Genomic DNA, 25,248 nt, shown 5'->3' with positions numbered 1-25,248 from the left:
AAAAGCGATGCGTTTTACGAACAAACACCATTGCTAATAACCGATTTTTTGTTTGAATCTAACTCCACAATTGAAGAAGAAACAGTATTAATAATTTGAGTCATTGCCTCACTTGAAGCACTCACAATCGCATCCATCTTTTTAGCTTTTTGATCAATCGGCTGCTGAAAAGCAATTCGACAATTTAACTGAGATCCTGCATTTGTGATGACTTTTGGATTGTTTGACTCTAATTGACTAGGCGGTATTTGACGCTTCACCACCCAAGACACTGCAATATTAATATAGCTTTTATCTACAATATCAAAATGAGAAAAGTCTGTAGAAACTCGATATAAAGGCTGATTATTTCCAGCAAGCCCACTGCTATAACTATCAATTGCCCCTAATTTTTGCTGCAAACCCGCCGACAAGGTATCGCGTAATTGCGTGCCCATGGTCGATGTCCAGCGTTCATTATTTAACACTGTAGACTTACCACTACTGTCTTGGAGCACCAAAGGTGCACGGTCCAATCGGTCTGGAATCCCGACGGGTAACACCTCAATTACCTGCACAGTTGATTTGGTGGCCGCAGTGATTTTAGGGGAAATCGTATAATAGTTTGGCGTTGGCGAACTCGAACATGCCGTCATGGCAACCGCCGTTAAAAACAGGCCGCTCCCAAGCAGCCATTTAGCTGCTTTAGGATATTGAAAAGATAGAGTGTTTTTATTTTTCATCATCGGCCTCTGGTGTCTTACCACGAATAATTGATTCAGGGTGTTGCTCAATATAATCTGCCATTAACTGTAGTGAAGCTGCCGCACGTGTCATTTGCTGCAATGCTTTACGTACGTCTTGTTGTAACGGTGCATCACTCGACAAAATAGACTCGGACGATCTTACAGTTTTACGAACATCGTCTAGAGTTGCTTGTAAACCAGGGGCAACTTTTCCATCTAACTGTTTAATCAGTTTGTCAGTAGAGGCAATGGCGGTGTTCATATTATTGAGCGTTTTACGTACATCTTGCCCAATCTCAACTAATGGGAATTTCGTTAACTTGTCAGCAATCTGAGAAACTTGAGCTTGTAAGCCACTCAGCTCGGTTGGTGTAGTCGGAATTACTACACGGTTATCACTCAAAATTTGTAATGTCGCTGCTTTCGCTTTAGGGAACTTATCTAGTGCAATGTAATTTTGACCCGTGAGCAGATTGCCTGTTCTCATTTGAGCACGCCAGCCATGTTCAACAAAATCTTTGAAAATTTCACTATTTGGATTAAGCGCTTGACCATTTTCAACACGTGAAGGATAGATAACCGCCTCAACACGCATACGAATCTGTTTATAGTGGTCATAAAACTCTGCATTAATCGATTTAACATTACCAATTTCAATACCCATGAAATCAATTGGCGCACCAACAGAAAGCCCACGCAATGAATGATCAAAATACATAATCACGCCACGAGGTTGTCCGTCAGGCTCTTTTAATGCTTCAGATTTTGAGTCCCAGAGATTAAAGCGACTCTGATTCGCTGCCATTGTGGCATGTGAACTTTCAGGGAATCCAAATGCAATACCACCTGCGACAATACTTGCCAAAGATTGAGTATCTAAATTAAAGCCTGAAGCATTTAAGGTTACATCGATCCCGCTCGCCTGCCAAAAACGTGCATCGGTAGTGACAAACTTGTCATACGGCGCACGAATAAAAGTTTGCAGCTCTACAGATTTACCATCATCAGATAATTTATAGGCTGTAATTTGCCCTACGTTAATTCGACGATAATAAATTGGAGAACCTATATCTAAAGATCCCAAATCATCTGCATTTAAGAAAAATACTTTTCCGGGAACGTCTGAAGAAATCACTGGTGGTACTTCTAATCCAGTAAATTCGAACTTATCCTCTTCTGATTTACCGCCATCCACTTCAATGTATGAACCTGACAATAAGGTGTCTATTCCTGAAACTCCACTCGTCCCAATACGCGGTCGCACGACCCAAAATCGTGAATCTTTTGCTGCAAAGTTACTGGCGCCTTTACGTAAATCAATTCTGGCAATAACGTGTGAACGATCATCTGAAAGATCAATCTGCCGTACTACACCAATATCGACCTGCTTATAGCGAACTGTTGTTTTACCAGCAACCAACCCTTCAGCTGTGCGAAAAGACACATCAATGGTAGGGCCATGAGACAGCAACGCCTTTATAGCCAATGAAAGCGCGATTAAAAGAGCAATTAATGGAATCAGCCAAATCAAAAGAGGCTTCCATCGACTTTTCTTTTCTTGGGGTTCTGGCAAATCATTCATGTTATCCAGTTCAACATCCGGATCACGATGATCTGAGTTACCAGTGGTTATTTCGTTTTCAGACATACTCATTGTTCTTTTATTGACTGGGATTAATGGAATCATTATTCAACGGCGGATGTTCTGCCTGAATAATCTTTGGTTTTTCTGAAGCAAAAGAAGAAGGTTTATTTGTATTTTGAGATACGTAGAAATTATCCCAAATAATACGTGGGTCAAAACTTAACGATGCAAACATGGTTAACACCACAACTGCACCAAAAGCAATCGAACCCGGCCCCGCTAAAATGGTAGCAAGCGATTGAATCTGAATGAGTGCTGTTAATAATGCCACAACAAATACATCAATCATTGACCAACGGCCAATAAACTCAACAATTCGATATAATTTTACGCATTGCTCGGGTAAAAATTTCCAACCTGCCGATTGTTGAAGATATACCGCCACTAATAAAAAATACAAAATCAGTAGCTTCAACATGGGAATAAAAATACTGGCCATGAAAATAACCACTGAAACCAGATAGTCTCCGCTTTGCCAAAAGTAAATGACCCCACTCATGATGGTATCTTGCTGACTTCCCAAAAGTGAGTCAGTCACCGTCATGGGAAGTACATTGGCTGGAATATAGAGGATGGTTGCAGCCACTACTAAGGCAAAAGTTCGATTTAAACTCGCTGGCTTACGTGAATGCAGCACGCTATTACATCGAATACAACGTAAAACTTGAGGACTTTGGTTGAGTCGTCTTTTTTCATTTTTAGCAGAATTTACAACACCACAGCAGTGACACACAATTAATGAAAGATCTTTGGCTCTTGGATATTGCTTAAGCACTGACCCTTGCTGCGAGCTTTGGGTTTGGGTCACATTTTTTATCGTTTTCATGGCAGTGACCTATCAATTTCATTCCATATATCACTCACCTTTATGGAAGTAATATAGACCAACAATACACTTAAGATCGCAAACGCCCATAAAGCAATCTCAGGAATTACCAAGACCATTCCCATTAACTTCACAAGCGTGACCAAAATTCCGATTAAGAACACCTCAACCATTCCCCACACTCTCATAAAGAAAAGTGTACGTAAGGCCATCACCAAAAATGTAGGTCTTTTCTTCAATACGCTTACTGTGCCCAGTACATAAGAAAGTAAGAGAAGATAGGAAAGCGGCACAACAAAGGTAGTGATTAAAATGAGTACACCAACAAAAGCCCGATCATAATGAAACATCACCCAAACTGCCCCAAGTAAGGTGGTTTCAGATGTGTTTCCCTGTAATTCAATTTTTACAATCGGAAAGCTATTGGCAATAACAAATACGATTAATGCCGTTAAGATCAAAGCCAATAATGTCGAAAAAGGTTTGGTGTGCCGATAGAGTTCAGCACCGCAGCATAAGCAATAAGCTCTTTTTCCATAAGCAAGCGGGGTTCTACGATAGACAGTATCGCACTCCTCACAACCTGCTAATTCTTTAAGCTTCATAGTTATACCCTAAGGTTTATCGTTTTACTGTGTCACACAAAGCTCTTTTTATTACTAAGATAAATTAAAATATAAATCAATCTAAAAGCTATATCAGACAATGGAAATTACCATAAGTACTGTTCAATATATTGTTGAAACTGCTAAATAATCTGTACATATTCGGTGATCAAATAAAAATAGTTATATAAAGTCATAAGCTTAAGCTCAGATAATACACTTTTTGCCCCAAGTAGCTGAGCGTCAAATGAGTAAACCCTAACTATTGCTTAACATCTTTCCCTATTGAAAAGTTCATGTTGCTCTAGATCACTTTTGCCCCCTAAACGGCGCAACAAGAATCAGATTTAACGCAGCATATGACAGAACAGTTTCTGCAAAAATTTAGCATTCCTAAGCAGGATGTCATGTTTGTGATTGTGCAAATTAGCACAGAAGATTGGCACTTTGGTCATGCAAACGAGTAGCTCTTTTATTAAAAACGTTAGTATCAATAAACTAGGTTCCAAATTTAAAACCACATCAAACTTCTCTTTTTAATATGATAAATTTATTCAAATATAAAGATTAGATACCAATAAAACTCAACTCAAATATAAGCAGATTTAAAAACTTAAATATTATTATGAAGATTAATTTAAATATAAAAAATAAATTATGCGACACAATTAACAAAAATTTAATTTTAAGTGGATTATTTTTTAATTTTTTATAAATTAAAATACCCAATAAGAATAAAAAATAATTAATTATAAATATCAATACTTTAATAAAAATATTAAATCAAAAATTAGTATATATGCTCTTTTACATTATGAAACATTCTTTATATTATTGTAATTAAATTTTACTCCAAGTTAAAAACAAAAGTTGATTTAATCACTCAGAATTACCGATATATCTGGATCACAAGCATTTTAAATATATTATTTCTACAATTAAACTTAAGAAAGTCACCAGATTTGAAGGTTTGCTTAAGCAATTTTCATACTGTATTTTAAAAAAGGAAAAATAAATAATTTCATATATTAAAGATAGATCTAATAATAAAAGTGAGATCAAAATGATTGAATGGTTACAAAGTGTCTTAAAGCACAGCCCCGAAATATTATTGTTCTTATCACTCGCAATCGGCTTCTGGATTGGACAGTTCCAGTTTGGAAAATTTCAGTTTGGCGGAGTCGCAGGCTCCTTACTTGTCGCAGTTGTTTTAAGTCTTATTGGCGTACCTGTCGATAATGGCGTTAAAGCAATTTTATTTGCCCTTTTCATTTACGCGGTAGGCTTTGAAAGTGGCCCTCAGTTTTTTAAATCACTGGGTCCACAGTCCATAAAAGAAATTCTTTTAGCGGTATTTATGGCAGTGTGTGGCTTAGTCACCGTCTTAGTCATGGCTAAAATTTTTCACCTCGATAAAGGCTTGGCTGCGGGTCTCGCTGCGGGCGGCATGACTCAATCAGCCATTATTGGGACTGCTGGAGATGCAATTTCTAGACTCGACCTCCCACTCGCAGAAATTCAAAGGCTTCAAGCCAATGTCGCGATTGGCTATGCCGTAACTTACATTTTCGGATCATTGGGAGCGATTATTGTCTGTGTGAATATCTTGCCTAAATTTATGGGTAAAGAAATTCACGACGATGCATTAAAAGCTCAGAGTGAACGACTCAAAGGGGCTTTCGAATTAGCCCCAGGTCAAGAACTGGCAATGCCGGAAATTGTTGGCCGTATTTATAAAGTTAAGCAAGCCAATGGACACACTATTGCGGAGATTGAAGCAAAAGAACCGAGTATTACGATTGAACGGTTAAAACGTAAAGATCAATTTATTGATGTTGCTCCCGAACTGACCTTACAAACTGATGATGTCGTCTTGCTGGTTGGTCGTCGTGCCAATGTAGTTTCAGTTGCCGAGCAAATCGGTAGCGAATTACAGTCATCGCAAGGTATGGAAATGATTATGGATACCAGCGATGTCATCCTAAGAAATTCCAAATATCTCAACCGCACCTTAGGAGATATTAAGGCAAATACGCCTGCGTATTTAAAGCACGGTATTTATGTACTTGCGATTAAGCATAACGATGAGCCACAACCTTTAAGTGACGACACTGTTTTACGCCAAGGTGATGTAGTCACCGTCTACGGTACGAAAAGTGACCTCGATCGTTTAGTGAAAGAAGCTGGTAAAGCCCTACCTGAAAGCTTAAAAACGGACTGGATTTTCCATGGTGCTGGCCTTGTGGTCGGTTTAGTGATTGGTCTATTTGTGATTCGTTTAGGTGATGTGCCCTTAACTCTTGGTGCAGGTGGTGGAGCTTTACTATCAGGTCTTCTGTTTGGTTGGATTCGAAGTCGAAATCAGGTGCATGGCAATATGCCTCTAGCAGCTTCGCAGCTTCTTAAAGATTTGGGTCTGGCAGGATTCGTTGCTGCCGTCGGCTTACAATCAGGTTTGCAAGCCATTCAAACCATTAAAGAAAGTGGCCTTTCACTCTTTATGATCGGTGTTGTGGTAACACTGGTTCCGCTGCTACTTTCCATGCTCTTTGCTCGTTATGTTCTGCGTTATAACAACGTTGCAGTGATGGCAGGTGCACTATCGGGTTCACGCAGTGCAAACCCTGCATTTGGGGCCATCTTAGATAAAGCAGGAAACTCAATTCCGACCGTTCCATTTGCAATTACCTATGCCCTAGCAAATGTGTTCTTGACCTTACTCGGACCACTAATCGTAGGCTTGGCCTAACTTTATACATTGAATTAGAAATTTTATTCATCTCACTATAATTAAGGAGACGTCCCATGGGGAAAGTCGATTATTCTAAATATGCAAAACTCAGCCCATTTGAACTAAAAGATAATTTAATAGAATTAGCTCAAAGCAGAACTGACCGAATGATGTTAAATGCTGGGCGTGGTAATCCGAACTTTCTTGCGACTATCCCACGTCGCGCATTCTTCCAACTGGGTCTATTTTCAGCGACCGAATCAGAGTTCTCGTTTTCATATATGCCAGAAGGTCTAGGTGGTTTCCCGCGCCCTGTTGGACTTCAGTCACGTTTTGATAACTTCATTTTGGAAAACCGCGACAAACCCGGTGTGGTCTTTTTAGGTAAAGCCGTGTCTTATGTACGTGACCAGTTAGGTCTCGACCCAGATCTTTTTTTACTTGAAATGGTTGAAGGGATTTTAGGTTGTAACTACCCTGTGCCGGACCGAATGCTTAGAGTCAGTGAAACGATTATTAAAGAGTACGTCTTAAAAGAAATGGGCGTACAAGGCATGCAAAAAAGAGACTTAGATTTGTTCGCTGTTGAAGGCGGAACAGCCGCGATGGCATACATTTTTAACTCATTAAAAGAAAATAAAATTATTAAAAATGGCGACCGTATTGCTATTGGTAGCCCAATTTTCACGCCATATCTTGAGATTCCAAAACTTAATGACTATCAGCTTGAAGAGGTACTCATTGAGGCAGACCCTAATCTCGGTTGGCAATATCCAGAATCGGAGCTTAGAAAGTTAGAAGATCCGTCTATTAAAGCATTCTTTTTGGTGAACCCAAGTAATCCCCCATCTGTAAAAATGAGTGATGAAGGACTTGCGATTTTGGCAGATATCGTAAAAAAACGCCCTGATCTAATTATTTTGACCGATGATGTATACGGTACTTTTGCAGATAACTTCAAATCGCTATTTGCAATCTGTCCTGACAATACAATTCTGGTTTACTCATTCTCTAAATACTTCGGTGCAACGGGTTGGCGACTTGGTGTCATTGCACTTTCAAATAACAATGTGCTTGATAAACAAATTGCGAACTTATCAAAAAAAGAGAAGAAAGAGCTTGAAGAACGCTACTCATCTTTAACCACCGACCCTGCAAGCATTAAGTTTATTGACCGTTTAGTTGCAGACAGCCGTAATGTTGCTTTAAACCACACTGCGGGCCTATCTACACCACAGCAAGTTCAAATGGTTTTATTTGCCTTGTTTAATTTAATGGACTCACGTCAGAGTTACAAAAAAGCGGTTAAGTCTGTTGTGCGTGAACGCGATGCGGCACTTTACCGACAACTTGGTGTCGAGGTTCCAACAGATCCAAATGCTGTTGACTACTACACCTTGGTTAACCTTGAAAACACCTCACGTACTCTTTATGGAGATGAGTTTGCCGACTGGGTCATGAAAAATAAAAATCCGACAGAACTTTTATTTAGAGTAGCTGATGAAACAGGTGTGGTTTTATTACCGGGTTCTGGCTTCGGTGTGCAGCATCCTTCTGCTCGTGCATCTTTAGCTAACTTGAATGAATACCAATATGCAGCTATTGGTGATTCTCTAAGACGCTTTGCGGATGAAGCTTATGCAGAATATTTAAAAACCAAAAAAGGAAAATAAGTACCTATATAAAGTGAGGCTCTAACAGCCTCACTTTTCCTTTCTAACACAAATTCTCTATTTTCAGCTTTTTCAAATTAATAAGTTCAACTTAAGAAGTTATCTTTAAAAAATAATCTAGCAACTTATCAGGCTCTTCATTCTTATTTGAACTTAAACGCCCAAGAATTGCGCCATCAATCATAAATACAAAAATATCAGACTCCTCATACGAAGCTGTTTTCTTATTTTCCATGAGCAGGCTGAAAATTTCATTTTTAAGCCATTGTCTATATCTCACCGCACTTTGATAAGCATTGGGATAAAGCTTTTCAATTTCAAAAATCGCTTTAAACAACAAATAATAAGCACTTTTTAAGTCAGCATGTAAAAGATAGATTTGTCTAAGCTTAAGAGACAAATCTGGATATTGGCAAGATTCACACACTGCTCTCACTTTTTCTTTTAACTGGTCTTTTTGAAGGACCAGACACATTTCAATCAGTCTTTCTTTTGAATGAAAGTAGTTATAAAAAGTGGCTTTGGGAATTTTGGTCTCAATCATGATTCGGTCCACCCCGACCTTGTTGAAGCCATATTGTTTAAATAAATCTGCTGCTATGTGAAGCGCTCGCGTCGCTCTAGATGAAGCCTCTAAATTTTTCATATGTACCGCTTAAAATATTTTTTTGTTGTAAGTAAATGAGATAGAAATACCTTCACCAAAATATTAGGCGAGAAAACAGGCATGCCAAGGCAGCATAAAACCATGCCCTAGCGTATCTCAGACTTTATTGTTGCTATGAGTTTTAGTCGTAACGAAGTACAGTTTAATCTACAAATATTTAAACCGTTTTAAAGACCAGTTGAGCGGTATGGATAGAGAAAGCTTGGCAAAGGCCAAAAAATAAGAAGAAATAGTACGCATGGCGGACTCCTAGATGAAATAGAAGCTCTACCGAATTACTGTCAAATAATTATGGTGGCAGAACGAAGGTGGGTTGACAGACCAGTCATCTAGGAACCGGCACGCACAAGGCGTCCCACCTCCGTCCTACCGCTACGAAGGGAGGACGAACAAGTTCGTCACCAAAAAATTACTTTCTTGGTGCCCTAGATGAAAAACAGCCTGTCAAAGCCGGCTGGCAATGTAGGCCAGCAGGCAAAGGATAATCGGCGGGGTTTAGAGTGTCAATGTAGGGTTGAATAGAAAATGGTTAAATAATTATTGTTTTTCATTTAATTAGATATTTAAACTAAAGAGTATGTGAGCTTAATGCTAGTTCCGCTAAATATTAAAAGATTAAAAACCCGCTACCGAGTTTTTAATCTTTCGCTAAACAACCAATGAATCAAAATTCAACTTGTACCGTTACGGTGTCTTGATAAACTCCCGCTGGGGTAGTGTCTGCATTTTCATCAGTAATTTTGGTAGTAAAAACATAGTTCTGCTGCGTGACCGCATCATGCACACCCGGATTAATAGTCGCATTTAAACTCGACCAACGTTCACTACCACTTCCCCACCGATCATTAGATGAGTTTTTAAAAATATCATATTTTAAAAATACATTACCCGATTGAGACTTCATCGCCCGTTGATCACCATTTTGTGGAGATAAACCATTATTTAGACTGACGTAATATGGGGTCTTTAAAGAACATCGAATTCCCATAGAAGACTGTACAGGTTCAAGCTTCGATGCAAACGCAGCCGTACCAAAGTTAACATCTTGAGTTAAAATTCGGCAGTCTGGGAGAACCGTCACAGATAATGAACCTAGTGAATCTACGCCACTTCCCCAATTAAAACCAAGACCTAATATTCCCCGTGAAAATCCAGGGCTTTCAAAGAAAAGTCCAATTCCAGCAACAGCAATTGCTGGTACAGAATAAAACCATTTTACTTTTAAAGAAGTATCAGCTCGATACACACCTGGCGATACACTTTGTCCAGCTGGTAACCGTATATAAAAAGGTAAATTTCCATCTGGTCCACTAAAGAGGTTAACCAGTGTAAAACTACTCATATCTTTTTCTTGACCTAGACTAATGACTGAATTACCGCTGTCTAAAATAATGGCATTCAGTTGTTCTCCAGTTTGAGCATTAGTGAATGTATTTGGCATTTGATCTACGCGATATTTTAGGTAAGTCATGTTTGCTAAAGCTAAACTAAAGCCAGTACATGACAAACCTGAATTAAATTGCGAAGAATTTTCACCATTTTCCATCAAATAAATTGAAGGAACCGAAATTGATGATGTACCTGAAGCACTTACACTACACGAAGCATGTGCTAAATTTCCGGCTGCCATTAATCCAGAAAATATAAATAAATGACTAATTAATTTTTTGACTTTAATTTTCATGGTAAAGATACCTCATGGCAAATAACAGGTTTAACTACCACAATTTGTTGTTTCGCCTGCTCTACATCAACAGTGAAGTCTGCTTTGCAGATTGACTGATCTGAATGCTGAACGGTAATGGTGTTATTGGCTTTTAAATTCTCTAGATAAACAATGCCATCCATTCCCACATAAGAAGATTCTTGGTCATCTCTATGAACCACAGAACCTACAGAGATTGGTTTGCCATTTTCTTGAGTGAGATAAACATTTGCAGCAATTGATTCTTGAACTGGGAACTTAATAACAACGCCTGAACCACGTTTAGCAGCAATACGTTGTTCAACTTGAGTAATTGTAAAGTTCGAAGGTAAATCAATCGGATCAACACTATATTTACCCGAATAGTAAGGTGTTACTGAAGGCACAAAAATATGGCCCTTTTTATTACTACGACCAATTAAACTGTTTTCATATTTGACTAAAACATCTGCTACTTTGTTGGTATCAACTAACGCAAAAGACTCACCTAAACGATTCGATGCGAACAGATCCCCTGACATATATACCAAAGAGCCAGATAAACCAAACCAATAGTTATAATCATGATTTCCAGATAATCCGAAATCAGTATTAATATAATTATTTCGGTAATTTACTCGCGCCTGATTTAAATCTTCACTATTTTCATTAAAGCGTCGAGTTAAATCGACTCCAAAACCACCTTCGGATGGTACAGAGTGATTAAAGTTAATATAACCATAATCGCCATGATCATTAAATGAATAGCCTGTGTTTACGCTAGACTTACGATGGAATAAAGGTACAGAAAGCTGAAATGCAGCACTCCATTCATTCTCAACAAAATCTCGGTTTGCACTTAATGAAACAGTCACGCCGCTCATATAGGTAGGTAAAATCGGTGCCCATGACAAATTTAATAATTCATTTTTAAAGTCATTTGCTTCAGTATTAATATAACCGACTCCAAATGTACCTGAGTTTCTTGTTGCAAAATAAGTATTTGCCGTTAGGCTTTTATTACTATTTACTGAAATTAAATTACTATATTGCATTCTTGAAAGATCAGTATATTCGTCATCACGATGATTATGATTAATACTGAAACCAAATCGATTACGGTTATAACTATAGCCAATCGTATATTGCTTTCCGTCAAGATCTTTAACTTGATCTTGAGCCATAGATTTATCGGCTCTACTTTGCGTAAAAGAAGCACTTAATACACCTAAGTTTGCTAGCTTTAAAACAGACCCTGCACCCAATAATTGTAAGTCCGATGAAAGCTCCGTCCGCCCCTCTACTGTAAACCAATCATTTACCCCATAACGGGCATCGGCAGCACTTGCAAACTTCCCATAAGAAAAATTCTTAAGACCATAATCTTCACGAATGTTTCCTAAAGACAATGAATAGTCAAATAAGCCAGGTTTTAACAACGTATTAGAAATATAAAATGGCACAGCTGTAGTCACTTGACGTCCTACTGCATCAGTTGTAACCACAACTGCTTCGCCCTTACCGTTAATAAAGGGAACATTGTTTAAAATAAATGGACCAGATTGTACATCTGTTGAACTTGCCTTCTGCCCATTAATAATTAAATCTACAGTGCTCGGCAAGGCGGCTTGGCCTATAAATTGAGGCAATGGATAGGTAATTAAATCGGGGCGAGTTGAGTAGTTTCGTTGAACCTGAAATCCGCCCAATCTAACAGAACTGCCCCAAGTCGTTTTGTTACCGGTAATAATGTCGCCAAATAAGAACGATGTTGCGCTCTTTTGGCTATCAAATTGCCAAGATGTGTCATAACGTCGATAACCGTCGTTATTAAATGACTCTATGCCCTCTTCATTTTTAAATTGATTCTTTACATAGACACCAGAGTTCTTAATCACACCTAATGGAGAAAAAAAACGTTGCTCAGTAAACAAACTACTCGTTGACCCACCTTGAGAGGGTCTATATGTATAAAAGTCATAGTTATTCAGCAAGCCAATTCCTGACTGGGCTGTTTCTGGTTTATACCATGAGTCTTTACCCAATATTTGTGTTGGCATCCAAGCGGGTGGAATGTTTAACTGAAAATATTGATTTGATGAATTATATTCATAACTCACATCTTTCAAACGATCTAAAGAAATCCAGTCCGCTGCGTCTCCACTAAACCCTAAAGTTAAAATATCTTTATCTGTTAATACTGTTTCACTACTTGAAGACAGCATTTCTTCTGGAATACTAATTTCCAGCTCATCAACCAACTTCTTTTTTTGTATAAAATATTCGTCATTCTTAACAATGACTGGGACCACTTGCTGAATAGCGTATTTATTCACAACCAAGTCTAAATACAATTTAAACAATTGGTTAATATCATTTATGTTCTTTGGTGGTGGTGGTAAATCTTCAGCAAACACTATCTTGGGAACACTTAAACAACCACCAGCCAATAAAACCAACAAAATACTTTTGCACAAGGTATTATGCTGAAGGATCATGATGGATCCTCCATTTTTGCGATTTCAATTAACTCTTGTTTTACACCTGAGCTATCAACACCATATAAAGTAGAACTTTTTAATAATTCATTAGCAGTCGACTTATCAATTGCAAATTTTACAGTGCTATTTGATAAAACATAGCCAAAAGCTGCCTTACCTAAAGCAATGTTATTTGCAGTCTTTGACGTTTTAACCGCCGAAAGTCGAGCAAATTTCTGACCACTATTTTTAAGATATAATTCTGATTGACCGTTTTCGCCATTATGAACCGACCACTGTAAAACTGGTTTTGCTAAGGCATTTTTTGCATTAATTTTTTGACTTTCTTCAGTCAAACCACTACCAAGGCCTTTCCCATAGGCAAATAATGGAATTGAATAGCGCATTTGAAAATTTACTTTAGATGCATCTTGCTCATTTCCATCAGAGAGACGAATAGGTAATTCATCAACAATCAAACGATATGATTGCTCTTTACCATCTGGCAAATTAGCACTTTTGGTTAGACGCAACATGTGCTTCTCACCTGCTTTTATTTTTGCCACAGGTGGACTTGGTATAATTTCTAATTGCTCACCATAGTTATCCTTTAAGCCATCTTGATTCCATTTAAAAACACGAATCTGAACCATAGCATCTGACTTTCCAGTATTTTGGAGCCAGACCGCAGTCGCTTTTTCATTTGCTTCAATTTTGGGATAAATTGGCCAAATTAAAAAAGTTGCTTGAGCCATGACTGGCGTAACAAGTGATAATGTACTTGCAAATAAAAAAGATTTTAAAAGGCCATTTTTAATAAATGCTGAATTTTTCATACAAATCACCACGTAATCATTATTGAAACAGTATCTTTATAAATTCCGGCTGATCGGGATTCATTATTATTTTCTAAATCAACCACACCATATATCTCAAAATTTGCCAGATTGTTAGTTGCTGTTGTAACAGGTAACGAGAATTTATTACCGGCTACATATTCAGTAGTTAAACTACTAGAGTTATATAACTTATAATCAACATAATCAGAAGATGAACTATTTTTCATACGTCTACTATTATTTTCTAGATTTTCACCACCATCTAATGAAATACTAATAGGTAAATCTTCAGTACAGCGAATACTCCAAGTAGAAGCTGCATTAATAATACTTGCAACAATCTTATCTTTAGACAAATTTGAATGTTGACCAAAATCTATTTTCTGTTCCACATTATCAATTGAGCAACCATTTTCAATTGTTGCCTGAACTTTAAAACTAGATGAAGTTTCTGGACTTGCTGCATATTGAAGTTGACTATAAAAAACTAAAATAAATCCAGTTAACCAATAATATTTCATATTCTTAAAACTCAATAGTAATTGGCACTATATCTTTATATTCCCCTTTGGAAATATGACTACCATCATTTATAGCTTGCCCAAAAATATCTATATTTTTTTTAACACTCATATCATCAAGAACAAAAGTATCATTTGCTTTAATAACTTGCTTATTTAATCCATACAATAAATTATAGGCCACAAAATCTGTACCATTAGTTAATGCATGATAATAGTTCTGTGAAAATGATGATGGAACATTATTGTCATTATTTCCTGCACCAAAAATAATTTTCACTGTAGAAATGCCAGAACATTGAATTTGAAAACCTGAATTTCCATTATTAATTAAGCTTGCATCTAATATGCCACTAAAAGCAGAAGTTACCTCACCAAAATCAACACTACCAAAATTTAAGTTTGCAGTATTCCCCTCTACAATCTGATCACTTATAGAACAAGAAGGTAATAATTCAATTTGTGTAGATAGTTTTGCTTCAATTTCACCAGCATTAACTGAACAAATAAAAAAACTGAAAGATATAAATGCAAAAAAACGATTAATAACCATCCCCCCTCCTTTAAAAACAGGCTTACTCAATAACGAGTAAACCTGCTACTCAATTAATCATTTCTTTTTAATTTAGAAATTTACTGTCACTAATAGAGTATCGGTATAATCACCTTGTGTTTTGGCTGTACCTGTATTTGGAGCAATTGCACCGAAAACTGGTACAGCTGTAGCTTCTCCACCTACAGCACTAAACTGTTGAGGTTGATTAATAGCGTAAAGGTTTGTACGTGCTGCATCACGGTAAACGTTATAGGCAACTAAATCAGCAGATGCAGTATTTTTTAAACTACGGTCTGTACGTTCACCACCATCAATTGCGACTGTAAAATCAACAGGATCAGTACCATCACAAGTCACTGTAATATCACCGCCACCAGCCGCTGAAGCAACTTCTGCTGTCAAAACGTTGTTCCAAGTACCAGAAGTTTTACCGAAGTCTAAAGTACCAAACTTGTTCATATTTCCGTCAACTGTACTCCCACCTACTGTACAACCTGTTGAAACATTCAACTTAACATCAACTTGTCCTGTAACAGCTGCTTGAGTATTTACCGCATAACCAGCAACCATTAATGCAGCAAGAAGTGATTTCTGAATTTTTTTCATATACATAACCTACATATAAATAATATAATGCTTGAACTTGTAGAACAAAAAAGAATCAGATCAATAAATAAAATATATAAAATTTATTTTATTACTAAAACAAATCAATTATTTACCATTGTGTGATTCTTTTCACAATTTAGTAAAATTCATTTAACTTGTATACGTATATTACAAAAGAACAATCTTTCTTATTCAAAATTTAGATTAAAAAATAATAATGAAATCGACTAAAACATCTAATCTTCTTTTTAAATCACCATATTTCTTCATTTCAAAAAATAAAAATACACCCCAAAAAAAACAGATTTATCTTTAAAATACAGCAAATTAAATAAGCAGAAAAATTAGACAGATTTATAATAAAAAAATAGGTATTCTGACCTATTAATTCATCACCAAAATATGGTTAAATAAGTCGCATGACCTATTTTAAAAATAAATTTCTATACTATGACCTATAATTAAGTTTATAGGTCAAATGACCTAAAATCACATTAATAAATTGTTAAGATTTTATTTATATTTTTATTAATTCATAGTTTAAAATGCCGCCTTATTTTTTAATTTCAATTAAAGGTTGGACGATGATCAAAATTGATATTTTTGATAAAATAGAGAAAAAAAAGTCTTTTACCACCATTAAAGGGCACGTGAGAATAAAGGAAATCTTAAATAATGCTGAAATAATTTTTCTTAGTAAAGGTTATTCTGGGCTAAGTATGAGAGGAGTCGCAAGCCAAGCCAACATAACATTAAGCACACTACAGCACTACTTTAAAAATAAGGATATTTTATTACAAGCTCTATTAAATAAGCTAATTAGCGACTACAAAAATCGGATTGAGTATTTAATAAACATAAATCTTACTGAGATTCCACTTAATCGATTCATGAATATTATTACCAATATATTTCATGAGATAGAAAAGCCGAAAGTTACAAAAACTTTTAAAGAATTTTTTTCTATTCCAGATCATTTACCTTATGTACATGAAGCACTAAAAATCATACAAAACTATAACTTCGATCTTATGTATAAAATAATTTTACCAATACATAATGAAATATCATCAGAAGAATACAAAGAAAGAGCCATTATTATAATTACTCAATTAAATGGGTATTTAGTTCAATACTCTAACAATAATAAAAATGAATCCCATAAAGAGTTTATAAAAAATATTCTTTTAAAGAACATATCAAAATTAGTAAGCGAACCATAGGTTACAAAACATAGGAGTAAACTCCTCCTATGTTCTAAATTTTTTTTGTATTAGCGGATCAGAAGATTGCTTTCAAATTAAACGAATTGAGAAGCACATATCCAAATGCAAAATAGACTTCAGCAATATCTCTTGAAGAAATAAATGAACCTAAAGATAATAGGCCAAACCTAATTTAAAGAAAATTTTAAACTCCTAAAGTACTTCCATGAAAAATATTAATATTTTCAAATTTATAAACCTTGTGCTGGCCTTTTTATGGATCTATCAAGGCCTCGTTCCCAAATTTCTATTTCTGAATTCTGATGAAATTTTTGTGTGGCAATGGATAGGGCTATCACTTGAACATGCAAAACTTGCAGGCCATGCAAGTGGTATTGCCGAAATGATTTTTGGTTTATGTTTTCTATTTACTGCACATAAATATATTCACTATTTAAGCATTTGGGGTTTGCTTGGCTTACTTCTTTTAATTGGTTTCTTAATACCATCTACCCTGATCTTGCCCTATAACCCTATCGTAATGAATCTTTCAATGATAAGTTTATCTATTGTCTATCTCATCTTATTAAATGAGCAAAATTAACTTACAGCCATTCATTTAACTATTTTTAAAGATTTTATATAGAGCGTTCAATGAGTCTACCTAAAAGTGAAGTTTACTGTGTGGTTATTACAGGAAGTACAAAGGGTATTGGCTTAGCACTCGCCGAAGCTTTTTTAAAGCTGGAATGTTCAGTTGTAATTGCTGGACGTAACGCTGAGCACTTAAATCATGCCCTCACCCACTTAGACACTCATTTCAATAAAGAAAAATTTATGGGCCTATGCTGCGATGTGACTCAAATTTCCGACGTACAAACCCTATGGAATAGTGCAATTGAGCGGTTTGGGCATGTAAATGTCTGGGTGAACAACGCAGGAAGCTGCCACCCAACCAAAGACTTTATTGACCTTCAACCTGATGAATTAAACGCAGCTGTTTCAACCAATATTTTAGGCACGATGCTAGGTTCGCAAGTCGCTTTAAAAAGCATGCTCAAACAAGGTTATGGTCAAATCTTTAACATGGAAGGTTGGGGAAGCAACGGCGAATGGAGTGCTGGCATGACTCCCTATGCAACCACCAAACGAGCAGTCAGTTACTTTAGTAAAGCACTCTATAAAGAGACCAAATCGACAGCAATTTTAACTGGCACGCTAAGCCCAGGCATGGTGGCAACCGATTTATTAGTTTCGTCTTGGACCAATGGCAACATACAAAACTGGAAAAAAATGAAGCGCTTATTTTTCTTTGTGATTGATTCACCAGAAGTGGTTTGTGCCTATTTAGCAAAGCAAATTATGCAAAACAAAAAAGCCAACCGACGCATCGCGTGGATTACACCTTGGAAGCTTTTTCTTAGATTTTTGCAACCTTATTACTGGCGCAGAAACCCAGTTAAAGGCACAGCATTAGAGCACTTATAGTCGAGCTTAGCACTTGAAGCTCTTTTCATCATAAAATTGTTCAGCAGAAGTTCTTCTAAAAAGGCTTCTACTGAACTTTATACTCATCAAGAATCGCTATCTGAGCTATCTTCTTTATTTAAAATCCGCCCTTCCCGTTTTGGTCGAATCAATGGTGCTGTTGGTCGTGGATGCGTATGTGTATATTGCATGCCTACACCCGCATTTACATCATCTGCTGCGATTTCAGTTTCAAAACGCTCATTATCCAGATCTCGAATTTCCTCGGTAATTCTTTCTACTTCGTCTTCATCTACGCCAAGCTCTTGTAAAATAACACCGCCAAACTTAATTGCAGATTCAAATGTTTCACGAATCATAAAGTCTACTTTTTGTTTGACTAAATGCAGTGAATGCTCACGGTCATATGAACGGACTAATAGTTTTGCCAAAGGAAATTCGTGAGTTACAAGTTCTACAATTCGATTGGTCGTTTCCTTGCTGTCCACACACACCACAATCGCTTGTGCTGTTGCAGCACCAGAAGCATGTAGAATATCTAGGCGGCAGCCATCGCCATAATAAATTTTAAAACCAAATTTTTCGGCGTTTCGAATCATGTCGGTATTATTATCAATAATGGTGACATCGACACCTCTTGCTAATAATAATTGACTGGTGACCTGTCCAAAGCGCCCAAAACCGATCATTAAAACGCTACCACTTAGCCCGTCGGCAATATCGATGTTTTCTAGTGAAACCTTCGTTTTTGCTTGAGTAAAACGTTTGAAAATAATACCAACAATTGGGGTCAACACCATTGAAAGTACCACAATCGCGGTTAAGTTAGATTTAACTGTACTATCAATGACTTGTGCACTAAGCGCAGCCGAGAAAAGTACAAAGGCAAACTCGCCCCCTTGCGCCATGAGTAAAGCGCGATCCAATGCTTCAGTATGAGAGCTTTTCGTTACTCGGGCGACTATATAAATCATGAGCGCTTTGGCAAGCATCAGGGCAATTACCCCACTCACAATCAGTTGCCAATTCTGAGCGACAACTGATAAATCCAGTGACATGCCCACACCCAGGAAAAACAGTCCCAGTAATATTCCTCGGAATGGTTCAATATCAGCTTCAATTTGATGTCTAAAGGTCGATTCAGATAAAAGCACACCCGCTAAGAAAGCACCCATTGCCATGGTCAAACCACTGACTTGCATGAGTAACGCTGCGCCCAACACAACTAGTAAAGCCGCAGCAGTCATGACTTCTCGCGCTTTAGCGGCAGCCAAAAGCCTAAATAATGGGTTAAGTAGCCAATACCCTGCCGCAATCAGACCTGCAATTGCGAGTAAACCAATTCCTATGCTTTCTAGACGTACCGCTGTGCTTTCCACAACATGATTTGGTGCCATAAAAGCGACAATAGCCAGCAAAGGCACAATTAATAAATCTTCAAAAAGTAAGATGGCTACAATTTTTTGCCCACGAGGTTGAGTTAAATCACCACGATCACCCAACAACTGCATCACAATAGCCGTCGAGGTTAATACAAACCCTGCTGCACCAATAAAAGCCACTTGCCACGTAAACCCAAATAACAGCCCAACGCCAGTCAAAGCTAATGCACAAATGATGATTTGTAGCGTACCAAGGCCAAAAATTTCGCGTCTAAGACTCCATAAATGCGATGGTTGCATTTCCAAACCAATCACAAATAGGTACATCACGATTCCCAACTCGGCAATATGCAAAATTGCGGTGGAATCTTGAAAAAAGGCAAACCCGAATGGGCCAATAATCAGACCCGCAATTAAATAACCTAATACTGAACCTAAACCAATACGTTTAAAAATAGGGACTGCAATCACAGCCGCTGCCAATAAAACTACGGGGGCAACCAAACTAATTGAATGTGCTTCTGAGCTCATACATTTCTCATTTTATTTATCTGCAATTTATTCTATGTGAAACTAGGTTTAAGGGCGATTATTAGTTTTGAAAATAAGTATCCTAAAAATAAAATGAGTTAAATCATTAAAAATAGGGTCCAGACAGTACTAACTCTCTGGACCCAGCTTCAAACAGGCTTAGAAATAATTTTTTAAGTCATTTAAACCATCTGTGTAAATACCTGTATATAACTCTACAACCTCAGCTTCGGTAACATTGACAGGGGAAAAACTACCTTTCCACTCAACAATAGACACATTCGGTTTATCTGTTTCTTTAACTGTAATAGTAGCGAAGTAATTTTCTACAGGTGCTGGCCCCTTAAGGATTGAATAACTATAAGTTCTTTCTTTATAGTTAAAATTCTCTAAACGCTCAATAATATTACCGCCATCAGCTGCAATAAGATTGCGTATCATGCCATTTTCTTCCCACTCGCTTTTTACGATAAAGGGTAGCCATTTAGGTAAATTATTAAAGCCACCAATTAACTGCCATACTTGATCAGGTGAAGCTGGAATTTCTAAAGTTGCGATTGCATTAGCCATGAGTTTTCTCCGAATATTGAGTAAATTAGTTCAGTAATGAATAAATTAAATGAGTGTATCGACAACACCGCCATCAACACGTAATGCGGCACCTGAAGTTGCAGATGAAAGTGGTGAAGCAATATAAACAACCATATTGGCGACTTCGTCCACTTCTGCTGCACGTTGAATAATTGAACTTGGACGTGACACTTTGACAAATTCGTCAGCCTGATCACGTGTACTACGCCCTGCTTCTGCTGCTGCATCGGCAAGCATATTTTCTAGACCATCGGTAAAAGTTGGGCCAGGTAAAACCGCATTTACAGTCACGCCGGTACCCGCCAAACGTTTAGCTAAGCCATGAGATACAGCGAGGTTGGCACTTTTGGTCACGCCGTAATTAATCATGTCACCCGGAATGGCTACACCAGACTCAGAAGAAATAAAGATGATTCTGCCCCAGCCTTGCTCAACCATCGATGGTGCATAATGTCGAGCCAAACGCACACCAGATAACACGTTAACTTGGTAAAAACGCATCCACTCATCGTCAGGGACAGTAAAGAAATCTTCGTCATTAAAAATGCCAAGATTATTAACCAAAATATCTGCCTTCGGTTCAGCTGCAAATAAAGCTGCTGCACCTTGTTCAGTGGTCAAATCTGCTTCAACACCTCGTAAACTTGCTTCTGGAACACTTTGACGAATATGTGCAATTGCTTCATCAACACCAACTTGTTTACGGCCTACAACCACAACCGTAGCACCCGCAGATGCTAAACCTTTAGCAATACCTAAACCGATCCCCGAAGTTGAACCACTTACGACGGCGACCTTATTTTGAAGATCTAATTTCATGATAAAACTCGCTGTGGAGGGCTACCGCCCTCCTTAAAAATTAACGGATTGGTAAAGGTGCAAATTCAGATACAAGACCTTGGCGACGCATCTCTTCCCAGAACTCGGCTGGAATTACCGCATCTAGCGCAGCTAAATCTTCTGCCATTCGACCAGGTTTACTTGAACCAGGAATTACCGCAGCAACCGCTGGGTTTGCCAAAGAGAACTGGAGTGCAGCAGCTTTCACATCAACACCAAATCGTTGAGCAATTTGATTGATTTTCGCAACTTTATCTAAAATTGCTGGTGAAGCTTTTTGATATTCAAAGTGATCACCACCAACCAAAACACCCGAGCTATACGGACCACCCACAACAATGTCTACATTTTGATGGAATGCTTCTGGCATCAAACGTTGTAAAGCACGGTCATGGTCAAGCAAGCTATAACGGCCAGCTAACAAGAATGCATCCGGTTGAGCTTCGCTTAAATCTAAAGTTAATTCACATGGTTCAACACGGTTTACACCCAAGCCCCATGCTTTAATGACACCTTCTTCACGTAACTTAGTTAAAGCACGAAAAGCACCAGTTCGGGCAATATTGAACTGTTCTAACCAGCTATCACCATAAAAGTCTTGAGCGATATCGTGAATCCAGACAATATCAATACGGTCTGTTTTTAAGCGTTTTAAGCTGTCTTCGATTGAACGGTAAGTTGCATCTGCTGAATAATCATTCAGGATTTTATTTTTCAGGCCATATTCAAATAGACCACCTTTTTCGCCCAAATCACGTGAGGCTGCATCTTCTTCCTCATCCAACATGATGCGACCTACTTTAGTGCTGAGCACATAGTCATCACGTGAGTATTGAGATAGCGCTTCACCCATACGAATTTCAGAAAGACCTGAACCATAAAGCGGTGCTGTGTCGAAATAACGTACTCCTAAGTCCCAAGCTGCATGAACTGTTGCTTGAGCTTCTTCATCAGGAATATTACGGAACATGTTACCCAGTGGAGCACCACCAAAACCGATTTTTCCTGGAAGTAAGTTCTTAATTGCCATGATATTTTCCTCAATTTATTTATGCTCTCGAACTATGTTCTTAAGCGAATAACGGTGGCAGTTTTTCGGGCTGCCTTTGCGATGAGGAAAATATAACTTGATCACTTATGACATGATAGGACATAATTTAGCTAACTTGAGTCCCTTAAGGTCTTATATGATTGATTTACGCCAATTGAAATATTTCGTGGTGGTAGCCGAAGAAGAACACGTTGGCCGTGCTGCTGAGCGCTTGTACATCTCCCAATCCCCACTAAGCCGTCAGATTTCTCAGTTAGAAGAAAAGCTTGGTCTTATGCTATTTGAACGAAATCAGCAGCGTATTCGTTTAACTTCCGATGGACAGATTTTCTTGGATGAAGCTCGTGCGTTATTAGCACATGCCAAGCGCTTGGAATCCTTGGGGCGACGTTTAGGTTGTGGTGAAGATGGAGGCTTATGCATTGGCTATATTGAAAATGCGATGTATGCCGGTGTGCTGTCAAATACCTTGAAATCATTACGTAATTCTCGACCTGATATACATATTGCACTCTATAATCAAACCAGCTCAACTCAGTTTGAGGGATTAAAGCAACGTAGTTTGGATATTGCGATGGTTAATTACCCACCGGACCAACTTGATGTAGATTTATGCTATACCCAAGTTTTAGATGATCGCATGTTGCTTGCTTTACCCGAACAGCATCCGTTAGTGAGTAAAGCAGAGCTTGAAGCAAGTGATCTTGAAGGTGTTGAATGGATTTCTGTTATTCATGAAGAAGATGTCCATTCACGTGATGACTTTATTAGCGCTTGTGCCAAAGCAGGCTTTACCCCAGACATTAAACTTGAAGCTGGGGCACCTTTAACTGCTTTAGGATTGGTTGCAGCAGGTTTAGGCCTCACTTTAATTCAACATAGTTTGCGACATCATGTTCCAGATGGTGTGGTACTTCGTGAACTCCCGTGGATGTCGTACAACACTCAACTTTGGGCAGTTTGGCATAAAGCGAATTTACGTCCGTTGGTGGTACATTTTAGACAAATGTTGACGGAAGAATTTATTGTTAAATAACTGAAATCATTAAATATTAAATCTATTATCTTTTGATACTCCCGCCCATAAAAAAAGCCCTTACGGGCTTTTTTTAATTAAACAACAAATTTCAACATGAGCTGAATAACCGTGGCATTAATTAAATCGACAAAGAATGCACCACAAAGCGGAACAATTAAAAATGCCTTATGCGATGGACCATACATGTTGGTAATCGCTTGCATATTTGCTACTGCTGTTGGTGTTGCTCCCATACCAAAACCACAATGCCCTGCTGACAACACTGCTGCATCATAGTTTTTGCCCATTACACGGAACGTCACAAATGCCGCATATAACGCCATCGTAATGGTTTGAGCACCTAAAATTACCACAAGTGGACCAGCCAAATCTGCCAGTTGCCAAAGCTTCAATGAAAGCAGTGCCATCGCTAAATAAAGCGACAAAGATGCATTACCAAATACATCAATCGCACGGTCGAAAATATCAATTTTCAACACGCTTTCTAAAATATTTCTTAAGATTACACCACCACCGAGCGCCCAAACGAAGGTTGGTAACTCAAACCAAGTTCCCTTACTAAAGCCAGTCATAAACTCTGCAAACGCCAAACATGCTGCAAACATACCTAGTGTAGTAATTGCATTGTCGGCTGTAATTAAACGAACTTGATGCGGGTTTTCAAACGGCGCGAGGTCATCCGAATTGTGTTCAACATGACCATCACGCTGTTGTATTTCAGCATTGGTTTTCGGTTGTGCGAGGTTGTAACGATTGATAAGCAATTTCGCTAATGGGCCACCAATTACACCACCAATAATCAATCCAAAAGTCGCACTCGCCATTCCTAAAGCTAGAGCACCCTGAATACCATGCTGAGTTTCTAAAATTTCCCCCCAAGCCCCGGCGGTACCATGACCACCTGTTAAGGTAATTGAACCAGCAATTAAACCAATTAATGGGTCAAGGCCAAGCAAAGTTGCAAGACTCATGCCGACCGCATTTTGCACAACGATGAACGACGCCACACAGACCAAGAAGATAACCAAAGCCATACCGCCTTCTTTAAGCTTCATAAAATTGGCACTTAAACCAATAGAAGCAAAGAATACGAGCATAAAGCTGGTTTGCAATTCGCTACTAAAAACAATGCTATATCCCCATAGTGTATGGACAAGTAGAGAAATGACCGCGGCCACCAAACCACCTGCTACAGGTTCGGGAATATTGTAGCGTTTTAAAAAATCAATTCGATTAACAAGAAAGCGGCCCAACAATAAAACAATGACCGCCGAAATTAGCGTATAAAAACCATTAAAAACAAATTCCATATAAACTACTTTCTAATTACATTCCTAAAGGATTGTAAAATAATTATATTTTATTTTTTCATATGTAAAAAAAACACAAATAAACTTTACAAAACTACCCTACCAATAGATTTTTACTATTCTTAAAAAAAGCTTAAATTTTTAAAGGTTTTATACAAAAATTTTAAATAAATTTATTTCATTATTAATTTCAAATATTTATTTCAAATTATTTTTAATTAAAAATAATTATTCCTTGACACCTTAAACA

General features: G+C 37.7%; 22 protein-coding genes. 6 read left to right on the top strand and 16 right to left on the bottom strand.

Going from position 1 to position 25,248, the window contains the following annotated elements; all coding sequences use genetic code 11:
- Window positions 1-14 precede the first annotated feature (14 nt).
- The 4 genes from MJX77_RS11855 to MJX77_RS11840 are packed head-to-tail and all read right to left on the bottom strand — an operon-like array spanning window position 15 to window position 3,801.
- On the bottom strand, window positions 15-722 hold the full coding sequence (locus MJX77_RS11855) for a PqiC family protein (RefSeq protein WP_252061330.1): 708 nt from the start codon (window positions 720-722) through the stop codon (window positions 15-17).
- Window positions 712-2,379 carry a PqiB family protein gene (locus MJX77_RS11850; RefSeq protein ID WP_252059157.1) on the bottom strand — a complete coding sequence of 556 codons (1,668 nt, stop codon included), beginning with the start codon at window positions 2,377-2,379 and terminating at the stop codon, window positions 712-714. Before MJX77_RS11850 ends, MJX77_RS11855 begins: the two co-directional genes overlap by 11 nt.
- A 7-nt stretch (window positions 2,380-2,386) precedes the next feature.
- Window positions 2,387-3,196: a paraquat-inducible protein A gene (locus tag MJX77_RS11845; RefSeq protein ID WP_252059155.1), complete on the bottom strand. Its 810-nt coding sequence runs from the start codon at window positions 3,194-3,196 to the stop codon at window positions 2,387-2,389.
- The gene (locus MJX77_RS11840) at window positions 3,193-3,801 is read right to left on the bottom strand and encodes a paraquat-inducible protein A (RefSeq protein ID WP_252059154.1); all 609 of its coding nucleotides are present in this window, start codon (window positions 3,799-3,801) and stop codon (window positions 3,193-3,195) included. Before MJX77_RS11840 ends, MJX77_RS11845 begins: the two co-directional genes overlap by 4 nt.
- Before the next feature lie 1,063 nt (window positions 3,802-4,864).
- Here MJX77_RS11840 and aspT point away from each other — a divergent pair.
- Both aspT and MJX77_RS11830 read left to right on the top strand, forming a co-directional pair.
- Window positions 4,865-6,550, top strand: a complete 1,686-nt coding sequence (gene aspT, locus MJX77_RS11835; RefSeq protein WP_250375402.1) for an aspartate-alanine antiporter — start codon at window positions 4,865-4,867, stop codon at window positions 6,548-6,550.
- Window positions 6,551-6,606: 56 nt separating this feature from the next.
- On the top strand, window positions 6,607-8,205 hold the full coding sequence (locus MJX77_RS11830; protein WP_013197283.1) for a bifunctional aspartate transaminase/aspartate 4-decarboxylase: 1,599 nt from the start codon (window positions 6,607-6,609) through the stop codon (window positions 8,203-8,205).
- A 91-nt stretch (window positions 8,206-8,296) separates the two neighbouring features.
- On the opposite strand, the gene MJX77_RS11825 is transcribed toward MJX77_RS11830, so the two are convergent.
- The 7 genes from MJX77_RS11825 to MJX77_RS11795 all read right to left on the bottom strand — a co-directional run bounded on the left by MJX77_RS11825 (window position 8,297) and on the right by MJX77_RS11795 (window position 15,558).
- Complete coding sequence (locus MJX77_RS11825) at window positions 8,297-8,851, bottom strand: TetR/AcrR family transcriptional regulator (RefSeq protein WP_252059153.1); 555 nt, start codon at window positions 8,849-8,851, stop codon at window positions 8,297-8,299.
- A 685-nt stretch (window positions 8,852-9,536) separates the two neighbouring features.
- The gene (locus MJX77_RS11820; protein WP_252059152.1) at window positions 9,537-10,556 is read right to left on the bottom strand and encodes a Csu type fimbrial protein; all 1,020 of its coding nucleotides are present in this window, start codon (window positions 10,554-10,556) and stop codon (window positions 9,537-9,539) included.
- The gene (locus MJX77_RS11815) at window positions 10,553-13,054 is read right to left on the bottom strand and encodes a fimbria/pilus outer membrane usher protein (RefSeq protein WP_252059151.1); all 2,502 of its coding nucleotides are present in this window, start codon (window positions 13,052-13,054) and stop codon (window positions 10,553-10,555) included. The genes MJX77_RS11820 and MJX77_RS11815 overlap by 4 nt, the downstream gene beginning before the upstream one ends.
- Window positions 13,051-13,884 (bottom strand): fimbrial biogenesis chaperone, encoded by an 834-nt coding sequence (locus tag MJX77_RS11810; RefSeq protein ID WP_252059150.1) that lies wholly within the window; start codon window positions 13,882-13,884, stop codon window positions 13,051-13,053. Before MJX77_RS11810 ends, MJX77_RS11815 begins: the two co-directional genes overlap by 4 nt.
- On the bottom strand, window positions 13,878-14,396 hold the full coding sequence (locus MJX77_RS11805; protein ID WP_252059148.1) for a Csu type fimbrial protein: 519 nt from the start codon (window positions 14,394-14,396) through the stop codon (window positions 13,878-13,880). Before MJX77_RS11805 ends, MJX77_RS11810 begins: the two co-directional genes overlap by 7 nt.
- Before the next feature lie 4 nt (window positions 14,397-14,400).
- Complete coding sequence (locus MJX77_RS11800) at window positions 14,401-14,949, bottom strand: spore coat protein U domain-containing protein (protein ID WP_252059146.1); 549 nt, start codon at window positions 14,947-14,949, stop codon at window positions 14,401-14,403.
- A gap of 72 nt (window positions 14,950-15,021) precedes the next feature.
- Window positions 15,022-15,558: a Csu type fimbrial protein gene (locus tag MJX77_RS11795; RefSeq protein WP_252059145.1), complete on the bottom strand. Its 537-nt coding sequence runs from the start codon at window positions 15,556-15,558 to the stop codon at window positions 15,022-15,024.
- Window positions 15,559-16,145: 587 nt separating this feature from the next.
- On the opposite strand from MJX77_RS11795, the gene MJX77_RS11790 reads away from it, so the two are divergent.
- From MJX77_RS11790 to MJX77_RS11780, 3 genes are all read left to right on the top strand, one after another.
- Window positions 16,146-16,784: a TetR/AcrR family transcriptional regulator gene (locus tag MJX77_RS11790; RefSeq protein ID WP_252059144.1), complete on the top strand. Its 639-nt coding sequence runs from the start codon at window positions 16,146-16,148 to the stop codon at window positions 16,782-16,784.
- Between the two features lie 208 nt (window positions 16,785-16,992).
- Entirely contained in the window at window positions 16,993-17,370 is a 378-nt protein-coding gene (locus MJX77_RS11785) for a DoxX-like family protein (RefSeq protein ID WP_252059143.1), read from the top strand.
- A 50-nt stretch (window positions 17,371-17,420) separates the two neighbouring features.
- A complete protein-coding gene (locus MJX77_RS11780; protein WP_252059142.1) occupies window positions 17,421-18,254 on the top strand; it encodes an SDR family NAD(P)-dependent oxidoreductase in 834 nt (277 codons plus the stop codon).
- Window positions 18,255-18,340: 86 nt separating this feature from the next.
- Here MJX77_RS11780 and MJX77_RS11775 read toward each other — a convergent pair whose 3' ends face one another.
- From MJX77_RS11775 to MJX77_RS11760, 4 genes are all read right to left on the bottom strand, one after another.
- Entirely contained in the window at window positions 18,341-20,167 is a 1,827-nt protein-coding gene (locus tag MJX77_RS11775; protein ID WP_252059141.1) for a monovalent cation:proton antiporter-2 (CPA2) family protein, read from the bottom strand.
- A gap of 159 nt (window positions 20,168-20,326) precedes the next feature.
- Window positions 20,327-20,737 (bottom strand): SRPBCC family protein, encoded by a 411-nt coding sequence (locus MJX77_RS11770; RefSeq protein ID WP_252059140.1) that lies wholly within the window; start codon window positions 20,735-20,737, stop codon window positions 20,327-20,329.
- Between the two features lie 45 nt (window positions 20,738-20,782).
- Entirely contained in the window at window positions 20,783-21,577 is a 795-nt protein-coding gene (locus MJX77_RS11765; protein ID WP_252059139.1) for an SDR family NAD(P)-dependent oxidoreductase, read from the bottom strand.
- A 40-nt stretch (window positions 21,578-21,617) separates the two neighbouring features.
- Entirely contained in the window at window positions 21,618-22,628 is a 1,011-nt protein-coding gene (locus MJX77_RS11760; protein ID WP_252059137.1) for an aldo/keto reductase, read from the bottom strand.
- Window positions 22,629-22,785: 157 nt separating this feature from the next.
- Between MJX77_RS11760 and MJX77_RS11755 the strand changes: the two genes are divergently transcribed.
- Window positions 22,786-23,685, top strand: coding sequence for a LysR substrate-binding domain-containing protein (locus MJX77_RS11755; protein ID WP_252059136.1), 900 nt, complete (start codon window positions 22,786-22,788; stop codon window positions 23,683-23,685).
- A gap of 77 nt (window positions 23,686-23,762) precedes the next feature.
- Here MJX77_RS11755 and gltS read toward each other — a convergent pair whose 3' ends face one another.
- The gene (gene gltS / locus MJX77_RS11750) at window positions 23,763-24,998 is read right to left on the bottom strand and encodes a sodium/glutamate symporter (RefSeq protein WP_192835444.1); all 1,236 of its coding nucleotides are present in this window, start codon (window positions 24,996-24,998) and stop codon (window positions 23,763-23,765) included.
- Between the last annotated feature and the right edge of the window lie 250 nt (window positions 24,999-25,248).

The sequence above is a fragment of the Acinetobacter sp. AHP123 genome, assembly GCF_023757925.1.
In the GTDB taxonomy this organism is placed as follows: Bacteria; Pseudomonadota; Gammaproteobacteria; order Pseudomonadales; family Moraxellaceae; genus Acinetobacter; species Acinetobacter oleivorans.
Note: the sequence above shows the minus strand (reverse complement) of the source record. Positions and strands in the feature narration are given on the sequence as shown.

Excerpts from the sequence above, each read along its gene's own strand:
- MJX77_RS11775 (WP_252059141.1), bottom strand. The coding sequence starts at position 20,167 with ATGAGCTCAGAAGCACATTCAATTAGTTTGGTTGCCCCCGTAGTTTTA.
- MJX77_RS11800 (WP_252059146.1), bottom strand. The coding sequence starts at position 14,949 with ATGGTTATTAATCGTTTTTTTGCATTTATATCTTTCAGTTTTTTTATT.
- MJX77_RS11785 (WP_252059143.1), top strand. The coding sequence starts at position 16,993 with ATGAAAAATATTAATATTTTCAAATTTATAAACCTTGTGCTGGCCTTT.
- MJX77_RS11820 (WP_252059152.1), bottom strand. The coding sequence starts at position 10,556 with ATGAAAATTAAAGTCAAAAAATTAATTAGTCATTTATTTATATTTTCT.
- MJX77_RS11760 (WP_252059137.1), bottom strand. The coding sequence starts at position 22,628 with ATGGCAATTAAGAACTTACTTCCAGGAAAAATCGGTTTTGGTGGTGCT.
- MJX77_RS11755 (WP_252059136.1), top strand. The coding sequence starts at position 22,786 with ATGATTGATTTACGCCAATTGAAATATTTCGTGGTGGTAGCCGAAGAA.
- MJX77_RS11805 (WP_252059148.1), bottom strand. The coding sequence starts at position 14,396 with ATGAAATATTATTGGTTAACTGGATTTATTTTAGTTTTTTATAGTCAA.
- aspT (WP_250375402.1), top strand. The coding sequence starts at position 4,865 with ATGATTGAATGGTTACAAAGTGTCTTAAAGCACAGCCCCGAAATATTA.
- MJX77_RS11825 (WP_252059153.1), bottom strand. The coding sequence starts at position 8,851 with ATGAAAAATTTAGAGGCTTCATCTAGAGCGACGCGAGCGCTTCACATA.
- MJX77_RS11780 (WP_252059142.1), top strand. The coding sequence starts at position 17,421 with ATGAGTCTACCTAAAAGTGAAGTTTACTGTGTGGTTATTACAGGAAGT.
- MJX77_RS11815 (WP_252059151.1), bottom strand. The coding sequence starts at position 13,054 with ATGATCCTTCAGCATAATACCTTGTGCAAAAGTATTTTGTTGGTTTTA.
- MJX77_RS11770 (WP_252059140.1), bottom strand. The coding sequence starts at position 20,737 with ATGGCTAATGCAATCGCAACTTTAGAAATTCCAGCTTCACCTGATCAA.
- MJX77_RS11765 (WP_252059139.1), bottom strand. The coding sequence starts at position 21,577 with ATGAAATTAGATCTTCAAAATAAGGTCGCCGTCGTAAGTGGTTCAACT.
- MJX77_RS11845 (WP_252059155.1), bottom strand. The coding sequence starts at position 3,196 with ATGAAAACGATAAAAAATGTGACCCAAACCCAAAGCTCGCAGCAAGGG.
- MJX77_RS11855 (WP_252061330.1), bottom strand. The coding sequence starts at position 722 with ATGAAAAATAAAAACACTCTATCTTTTCAATATCCTAAAGCAGCTAAA.
- MJX77_RS11830 (WP_013197283.1), top strand. The coding sequence starts at position 6,607 with ATGGGGAAAGTCGATTATTCTAAATATGCAAAACTCAGCCCATTTGAA.
- MJX77_RS11795 (WP_252059145.1), bottom strand. The coding sequence starts at position 15,558 with ATGAAAAAAATTCAGAAATCACTTCTTGCTGCATTAATGGTTGCTGGT.
- MJX77_RS11790 (WP_252059144.1), top strand. The coding sequence starts at position 16,146 with ATGATCAAAATTGATATTTTTGATAAAATAGAGAAAAAAAAGTCTTTT.
- MJX77_RS11850 (WP_252059157.1), bottom strand. The coding sequence starts at position 2,379 with ATGAGTATGTCTGAAAACGAAATAACCACTGGTAACTCAGATCATCGT.
- MJX77_RS11840 (WP_252059154.1), bottom strand. The coding sequence starts at position 3,801 with ATGAAGCTTAAAGAATTAGCAGGTTGTGAGGAGTGCGATACTGTCTAT.
- gltS (WP_192835444.1), bottom strand. The coding sequence starts at position 24,998 with ATGGAATTTGTTTTTAATGGTTTTTATACGCTAATTTCGGCGGTCATT.